Annotated in this window: 6 protein-coding genes; 2 read left to right on the forward strand and 4 right to left on the reverse strand. The window is 70.7% G+C overall.

Annotated elements, in window-relative coordinates:
* Positions 1-21 precede the first annotated feature (21 nt).
* Both CM1CMNOD_RS11715 and CM1CMNOD_RS11720 read right to left on the reverse strand, forming a co-directional pair.
* A complete protein-coding gene (locus tag CM1CMNOD_RS11715; protein ID WP_013873847.1) occupies positions 22-882 on the reverse strand; it encodes an N-acetylmuramoyl-L-alanine amidase in 861 nt (286 codons plus the stop codon).
* Positions 883-932: 50 nt separating this feature from the next.
* Complete coding sequence (locus CM1CMNOD_RS11720) at positions 933-1,832, reverse strand: DUF3097 domain-containing protein (protein ID WP_013873848.1); 900 nt, start codon at positions 1,830-1,832, stop codon at positions 933-935.
* A 285-nt stretch (positions 1,833-2,117) separates the two neighbouring features.
* Between CM1CMNOD_RS11720 and CM1CMNOD_RS11725 the strand changes: the two genes are divergently transcribed.
* Complete coding sequence (locus tag CM1CMNOD_RS11725) at positions 2,118-2,720, forward strand: isochorismatase family protein (RefSeq protein ID WP_043606273.1); 603 nt, start codon at positions 2,118-2,120, stop codon at positions 2,718-2,720.
* Between the two features lie 272 nt (positions 2,721-2,992).
* On the opposite strand, the gene CM1CMNOD_RS11730 is transcribed toward CM1CMNOD_RS11725, so the two are convergent.
* Together CM1CMNOD_RS11730 and CM1CMNOD_RS11735 are read right to left on the reverse strand one after the other, a co-directional pair.
* A complete protein-coding gene (locus CM1CMNOD_RS11730) occupies positions 2,993-3,286 on the reverse strand; it encodes a DUF4193 domain-containing protein (RefSeq protein ID WP_013873850.1) in 294 nt (97 codons plus the stop codon).
* A gap of 478 nt (positions 3,287-3,764) precedes the next feature.
* Positions 3,765-4,295 (reverse strand): DUF3145 domain-containing protein, encoded by a 531-nt coding sequence (locus tag CM1CMNOD_RS11735; RefSeq protein WP_050803510.1) that lies wholly within the window; start codon positions 4,293-4,295, stop codon positions 3,765-3,767.
* Positions 4,296-5,040: 745 nt separating this feature from the next.
* Between CM1CMNOD_RS11735 and glgX the strand changes: the two genes are divergently transcribed.
* Positions 5,041-7,194 (forward strand): glycogen debranching protein GlgX (gene glgX / locus CM1CMNOD_RS11740; RefSeq protein WP_131773982.1); only part of this gene is annotated, 2,154 nt, incomplete at its 3' end.

The following is a 7,194-nucleotide window of genomic DNA, read 5'->3' on the forward strand; positions in this document are numbered from 1 at the left end:
AACCGCACGGTGGACGTGCGGTCAGGAAGGCGGCGCGGTCAGAAAGGCGATTATCCCGTCCGTGATGCCCTGCGCGGCGCGCCCACGCCACGCGGGGTCGGAGACCCGTGCGGCGTCGGCGGGATTGCGCATGTTGGCGCATTCGATGAACACCTTGGGCACCCGAGAGAGGTTCAGCCCACCCAGATCCGTACGGAACGACAGGCCGTCGTGCGCGATGTAGTCCGCCCGGGTTTCGCCGGTGTTCCGCTCGAAGGCGGCGCCCACCGCGTCCGCCAGCCGGGCCGACGGGGCGAGAATCGCGGCGTTGCCGCCGTCCGGGCTCAGGCTCGGGGCGATGACATGGAATCCGGTACCGCTCGCCGGGCCGCCGTCGGCGTGCACGGACACGGCCGCGTCCGCGTGCGCGTCATTGCTGATGCGGGCTCGCTCGTCGATGCACGGGCCGACCCCGTTGCCGTCCGCCCTGGTCAGGACGACGGTGGCACCCCGGTCGCGCAGCAGCGCGGCCACCCGGGTGACCACGTCGAAGGTGAACGCGTGTTCGGGATAGCCGGCTGTGGTCTGCGAGCCGACGGTGTCGCACTCCTTCGCGATGCCACCGGCGAGCACCTTCCGGTTGATCGCCGCGGGCGCCTTCGCGTTGCCCCCGTTGTGGCCGGGGTCGAGCAGGACGGTGCGCCCGCGCATCAGGTCCGGCCTGGCCGCCGCCCCGGCCCCGGCGGTGGTCGGCTCGGACGGCGACGCCGCCGCCCCGGACATCCCGAGCGGCGGCGGGGGTGGGTCGGAGCGCACCGCGTGAACCGCGAAGGCCACGATCGCGACCACCGCGACGAGCGCGACGACAAGGCCTGGCCTGAGCGCTCTCCACCGCGGCGGCATCTACCGTCGCCCCGCCTCGGGTGAGGGGACGCCGACGGCGGAACCGGGCCTCATGCCCGGCCGCTTTCGTGTCCCCTGTCGTGTCCCTCGCCGTACTCGGCCCCGTGTTTGGCACCGTGCTCGTCGTCGACGTCACCCGCCGGTACCGTGACGAAGTCGATGAGACGTTCGACCGCCCCGAGCAGACCGGCTTCGACGTCCGTGTAGGAACGCACGCTGCCGAGCACCCGGCGCCACATGTCAGCGGGTTCGGCGACGCCCAGCGCGCGGCACACGCCCTCCTTCCACGGCTGGCCCCGGGGTACCTGGGGCCAGGCCGCGATACCCACGGACGACGGCTTGACCGCCTGCCAGATGTCCACGTAGGGATGCCCGGTGACGAGCACGTACGGTGACGTCACGGACGCGGCGATGCGGCTCTCCTTGGAACCGGCGACCAGATGGTCGACGAGCACGCCGAGACGGCGCCGTGGTCCGGGCTGGAAGGCCGCGACCAGCGCGGGCAGATCGTCGACGCCGTCCAGGCTTTCCACGACGACGCCCTCCACCCGCAGGTCGTCGCCCCAGACGCGTTCGACGAGTGCGGCGTCGTGCAGCCCCTCCACGTAGATCCGGCTCGCCCGCGCGACCCGGGCCGGCTGGCCGGGCACGGCGACGGAGCCGGACGCCGTGCGGGCCGGGGCCGCCGGCGCCGACCGCACCGGCCGGGTCAGCGTCACCGTCCGCCCGTCCAGCAGGAACGCTCCGGCGGCGAGCGGGAAGGCGCGGCGGCGGCCGTGCCTGTCCTCCAGCACGACCCCACCCGCCTCAACCTCGATCACCGCCCCGCAGAAACCGGTCGCGGCGTCCTCGACGACAAGACCGGGGACGGCCTCGACAGATGGCGGCGCGGCGGGCCGTACGCGTCCGCTCCGCGCCAGCACGTCGGGCCCGTAGTCTCTGCTGCGCACCCGACCACTGTAACGGGGGGGTATGACGACTTCGCATCAGCTTTGAATCCGTACGAATCCGGTACAGATACGGTCATCACCGATGCCTGTGACACGTACTACGTCAATCCGGCATCGACCCGACCAAGGGCCCAGGTGAGGCCCGGTTGAGGCCCGGCTGAGCCGGGTCCCGAATGTCGGACAAACAATATCCGACAAACGTCGGGCATCCGTGTGCGGCAGGGCCTGCCCTCCTCGGTGGGGCCCGGAATACCGCGGCGGGCCGGCAGTGGGCAGAATCGGCTCATGACCGACGAATACGGGCCGGGCGTCGCGCTCCTGGTGATCGACGTCCAGAACGACTTCGCCGCGCCGACCGGCAGCCTGTACGTGGCCGGCGGCGAGGAGATCATCCCACCTGTCAACGACGAGATCGAACGGGCCGTGGCCGCGGGCTCACCGGTCGTCTACACGCAGGACTGGCATCCGCCGACCACCCCGCACTTCGTCACCGGCGGCGGCATCTGGCCGCCGCACTGCGTACGGGAGACCGAGGGCGCGCAGCTGCATCCGGCCCTGCGGGTCGACGGGACGATCGTGCGCAAGGGAACGGGCGGCGAGGACGGTTATTCCGGATTTACCGTACGCAACCCGCTCACCGACGCCGATCAGGCGACCGAACTGGTCGACGTCCTCACCGCCCGGGAGGTCCGCAGGATCGTCGTGGTCGGCCTCGCCGGGGACCACTGTGTGAAGGCGACGGCCCTGGACGGCCGGGCGCTGGGTTTCGACGTGGTGGTCCCGCTGGCCCTGACCCGCTTCGTCGGGCTGCGGCCCGGGGACGAGAAGCAGGCCGTCTCGCAGATGCGGGAAGCCGGGGTCCGGGTGCTTACCCGACCATCTAAATGATCACCTGAGCCTGCCCGATGGCCGTGGTAATACGGTCACAGTCGGTCGTCGCCATCAGGCAGGCTCGTGTGGACAGGGGCAGGGGCGAGGACGGGCAGCACGGACAGGCTGTCGGGCTTGTCGCCGCGGCGGGCACCGGCAGCCGGCCCCGGCGCGCGGTACCTGCCCTGGCCGTGGTGCCGCCGACGAGCCGTCGGCCGCTCGGCCCGGCGCGCTCGGCGTCCCGCGCGGTCCGCGTGGCGCGGTCCCGCGGTCCGCGCGGCCCGTACCGCCTACGCGGCGCAGTCCGCGCAGATCATCCGCCGGCTGTCGGCGAGCTGGCTGCGGTGATGGACCAGGAAACAGCTCGTGCAGGTGAACTCGTCTGCCTGCCGGGGCAGTACGCGGACGGTCAGTTCCTCCCCGGACAGGTCCGCGCCGGGCAGGTCGAGCTCGGACTCGAACGGGTCGACATCGTCCCCGAGGTCGGCCGCCGCGTCCGCCCGTCGTGCCTTGAGCGCCTCCAGACTCTGCTCGGCGACCTCCTCGGCATCGCTGGTCCGGGGGGTGTCGTAATCGGTGGCCACTGAAATACTCCCGTGAATATAAGTGCGCTGCTCTCTCGTGCCCCACCCACAACGCACGGCCGGTGGGGTATGTGCCCGCCCGGACGATCCCGAACGGATGTGGCCTTCACCACACCCGTTGCGCTCCCACGTCCCAGGTGTCACCGGACATCGGCGGCGGGCATCGGGCCGGGGGCGCCCGCCGAGGTCACCACCACCCCCGGCGGCTCCCCCGGCAACGCGGAGGAAGTCTCCCCTGACAACGCCTGGGAAATCCTCCGGGAACGCGCGGAAGGCGGCTCACCGGGAACGGGTGACCCGGCCCGGCATACCCCGCCCGACACGCGCCCGAACACGGGATCAGTGGTGAGGGCCGGCTGTCCTGCCTCTCCCCTGTCACCCTTTCCCTGCCACCCCGCACCCGGCGACAGGCTGCCGGCCAGATGCGGCGGCGGCTTCCGGGTCAGCCTCCACACGCGCCCGGGCCCGGAGGCGGGGCCTAGCCGGTCCGGCGCAGCCAGGTCACGGGCGCTCCGTGGGCGCCCTGGCGCAACGGTTCCAGGACGTCGTCCCAGGCGGTGCCGAGCAGACGGTGCAGGCCCCTGGCCAGGGTCTCGCGGCCCTCGCCCCGATCGATGAGCGCGCGCAGGGCCGCCTCACCGACGACCACGTCCCCGTTCGCGGCGATCGACGCGCGGTGCAGGCCGAGTTCGGGGGTGTGGGAGTAGCGCTCCGAGTCACACCCCGGTGAGGGCCCCTCGACCACGTCGAAGGAGAGCGGGCCGAGACGGCGCAACTGCCCCGCCAGCCGGCCGGCCGTCCCACAGGGGGCGCGCCACTGGAGGGCCGCGTAGAACGACCCCGGGGAGTTGGGCTGCCCGGTCCAGGTCAGGGACACCGGCGAGGAGAGCACGGCGGACACGGCAAACTCCAGGTGCGGACACAGCGGCGGCGGGCAGGCCAGCACGGCGAGCATGCCGGGGACGCCGACGGACACCGAACCCGAAACAAGATCACGTGTTGATGACATTGCAACCACGCAGGACCTCCGTCAACGAGTTACGCCTTCCCCTGCGAGCTCGTCTCACGATCGGCCGTGCTGTGCGGTAACGATGGTGCCATGAGCCGCCTGCGGCTGCCATACCTACCCCCGTCTGACAGATCCGATTCATCATTTGATACCTGGACGATTCATGACAGGCAGCAACTGTCCCGCCCGCCACCGCGGCAGGGCCCGGCGCGGCAGCCACGCCAGAGCGTCCGGAGTGCGTCTGGATGACGTCCGGATGACGTCCGGAGTGCGTCTGGACGGGTCCCGGAGGAGTCTCCAGCCGGGGACCCGTCGTACCGGGCCCGCACGGGCCCGTGCCGAACTCCGCGCCGGGATGGGCCGGCAGGACTCCGGGCTGCGGGGCTGTCGGGCCGTGGGGCTGTCGGGCCGTGGCCGTATCGGGCACACCGAGCCGGGCCGGCCGCCTCGGGCCGGCCGACGGGGTTCCGTCGCGGAGGGACGGAGCGTGCGCGGCCACCCCGCGAACCTCGTCCACGGCGGATACCGTGATCAACGGTTTGTGATCGACAACGCGGGTGACGAGTTGCGCACAGCGCGGCCCGAAGGTGTACTCAAACCGGCCCGGCCGCGCCCGCCACCCCGCCGGCCGAACCGGAATCCACCGGCCCGGAATCCACCGGCCGGGAAGTCGCCCGAGCCGTCGGTGCCCATCCACACCAGCACCAGTCGTCGGCGGTTCCCCAACCCCGTAGGCTCCGTGCGTATGTTGCAAGTCTGGCCGGGCAGCCCCTATCCGCTCGGTGCCACCTACGATGGCACCGGCACCAATTTCGCGATCTTCTCCGAGGTTGCCGAGAAGGTCGAGCTGTGCCTGTTCGACGAGGACAACACCGAGACCCGGGTCGAACTGAAGGAAGCCGACGCCTTCGTCTACCACGGTTTCCTGCCGAGCATCGGCCCCGGCCAGCGATACGGGTATCGGATCCACGGCCCTCACGAACCCGCCAAGGGGCTGCGGTGTAATCCGTCCAAGCTTCTTCTGGACCCGTACGCGAAGGCGGTCGACGGCGAGATCGACTGGGACCAGTCGGTCTTCGGCTACAACTTCGGCGACCCCGACAGCATGAACACCGGGGCTTCCGCGCCCCGGGTGATGAAGTCGGTGGTCATCAGCCCGTTCTTCGACTGGAACGGGGACCGCCCGCCGCGCACCCCGTACAACGAGACGGTCATCTACGAGGCGCACATACGCGGCCTGACGATCGCCCATCCCGGGCTCCCACCGGAGTACCGCGGCACCTACGCCGGCGTGGCACATCCGACGATGATCGACCATTATCACAAACTCGGTGTGACCGCTGTGGAACTCATGCCCGTCCACCAGTTCGTGCAGGACGAGCACCTGGTCCGCCGGGGGCTGCGCAACTACTGGGGGTACAACTCACTGGCCTTCCTGGCCCCGCACAACGCCTATGCGGCCAACGCCCGCGCGGGCCAGCAGGTCCAGGAGTTCAAACTCATGGTGAAGAACCTTCACGACGCCGGCATCGAGGTGATCCTCGACGTCGTGTACAACCACACGGCCGAGGGCAACCACATGGGCCCGGTGCTGTGTTTCCGCGGCATCGACAACGCCGCCTACTACCGGCTCATCGAGGACGACCCGCGCTACTACATGGACTACACCGGCACCGGCAACAGCATGCGGGTGCGTCACCCACACGTCCTGCAGCTCATCATGGACTCGCTGCGCTACTGGGTGACCGAGATGCACGTCGACGGGTTCCGGTTCGACCTGGCCGCGACCCTGGCCCGGGAGTTCTACGAGGTCGACCGGCTGTCGTCCTTCTTCGATCTCGTCCAGCAGGATCCGGTGGTCTCGCAGGTCAAGCTGATCGCCGAACCGTGGGACCTCGGCGCCGGCGGCTACCAGGTCGGCAACTTCCCCCCGCTGTGGACCGAGTGGAACGGCAAGTACCGTGACACCGTGCGGGATTTCTGGCGCGGCCAGGACCAGGGCATCGCCGAGTTCGCCTCCCGGCTGACCGGCTCGAGCGACCTTTACGAGTCCGACGGACGCCGGCCCTCGGCGTCCATCAACTTCGTCACCGCCCACGACGGGTTCACCCTCGACGACCTGGTCTCCTACAACAACAAGCACAACGAGGACAACGGCGAGGACAACCGGGACGGATCCGACGACAACCGGTCGTGGAACTGCGGCGCGGAAGGGCCGACGGACGACCCCGCGGTGCTCGCGCTGCGCGGCAGCCAGGTCAGGAACTTCCTCACCACGCTCTTCCTGTCCCAGGGCGTCCCCATGCTCCTGGCCGGCGACGAGATGGGACGCACCCAACAGGGCAACAACAACGGATACTGCCAGGACAACGAGATCTCCTGGCTGGACTGGTCCCTGGCGGAACGCAACACGGACCTGGTGGAGTTCACCGCCACCGTCTGCGCCCTGCGCCGGGAGCATCCGGTGTTCCGCCGCCGCCGGTTCTTCCGGGGCGACCCGATCCACCGCCTGGACGCCGGGACAGGCAGCGGCCCGGACGGCGCACCCGTCAGCGGCCACGACGGCGGGGAAGCCCTCAAGGACATCGTCTGGCTGCGGCCGGACGGCACCGAGATGTCGGACGCCGACTGGGGGTTCACCCCGGCCCGCTCCTTCGGGGTGTTCCTCAACGGGCACGGCATCCCCGACCCCGACCAGCGTGGTGAGAAGGTCGCCGACCAGTCCTTCCTGCTGTTCTTCAACGCCCACTTCGAGCCGTTGGGCTTCCGCATCCCGCCGGAGAACTTCGGCACCAGCTGGGAGGTCGTCGTCGACACCCGCCCGCCCGCCCCGGCCCAGCCGGCGATCGTCGACGCCACGACGGCCGGAGCCGGAGCCGGCGCGGCGTCCGGCACCGGC

The organism is Protofrankia symbiont of Coriaria myrtifolia, assembly GCF_900634755.1.
Taxonomy (GTDB): Bacteria; Actinomycetota; Actinomycetes; order Frankiales; family Frankiaceae; genus Protofrankia; species Protofrankia coriariae.

Bases quoted from the DNA above. Each gene is read 5' to 3' on its own strand.
- CM1CMNOD_RS11735 (WP_050803510.1), bottom strand. From the start codon at position 4,295: ATGTCATCAACACGTGATCTTGTTTCGGGTTCGGTGTCCGTCGGCGTC.
- CM1CMNOD_RS11715 (WP_013873847.1), bottom strand. From the start codon at position 882: ATGCCGCCGCGGTGGAGAGCGCTCAGGCCAGGCCTTGTCGTCGCGCTC.
- CM1CMNOD_RS11725 (WP_043606273.1), top strand. From the start codon at position 2,118: ATGACCGACGAATACGGGCCGGGCGTCGCGCTCCTGGTGATCGACGTC.